This window comes from Candidatus Rickettsia tasmaniensis (assembly GCF_036857515.1).
Taxonomy (GTDB): Bacteria; Pseudomonadota; Alphaproteobacteria; order Rickettsiales; family Rickettsiaceae; genus Rickettsia; species Rickettsia rickettsii.
Map to the genome: position 1 here is coordinate 1 of NZ_JAQCNX010000066.1, position 645 is coordinate 645.

Below are 645 nucleotides of genomic sequence, written 5' to 3' on the forward strand. Positions count from 1 at the left end.
ATTGGCTTATTTACAGTTCATCCCACAAAGCAAACTCCGCAAGCAGTCTCTATAGATTATGATAGAGTCTCATATAAAATATTAGATAAAGATATTGAAGATGATATTAAATATTTGCAATCTATTGATCGCGGTGATTTAATTATTAATAGTAGGACGCTAGACGATAAAACTTGGATCGTTGCTTATATGGCTGATAATGCACCGGTGAAATATTATAAATATGATAGGGCAAATAAAAAAGCTGAGTTTTTATTTACTAATCGCAAAGAACTTGAGCAATATAATCTTGCTAAGATGATACCGATAATTATCAAGTCACGTGACGGGCTTGATTTAGTTAGCTATATCACTTTTCCAAATGATGTAAAGCTCGATAAAAATAATATACCCGATAGAAAAGTACCTCTAATTTTAAATGTCCACGGCGGTCCGTGGGTACGTGATAGCTGGGGATACAATCCTGAGCATCAGTGGCTTGCAAATCGTGGTTACGCAGTTTTAAGTATAAATTACCGTGGTTCTACCGGTTTTGGGAAAGATTTCTTAAACGCTGGTAATTTAGAATATGCCGGTAAAATGCACACCGATTTAATTGATGGTGTTAACTGGGCTATTAAGAATAATATAGTTGATGCTGACAAA

At 34.7% G+C, this 645-nt stretch carries 1 protein-coding gene; it reads left to right on the top strand.

Annotated elements, in window-relative coordinates; all coding sequences use genetic code 11:
- Window positions 1-645 (top strand): alpha/beta hydrolase family protein (locus O6R16_RS07930; RefSeq protein ID WP_499680700.1); only part of this gene is annotated, 645 nt, incomplete at both ends.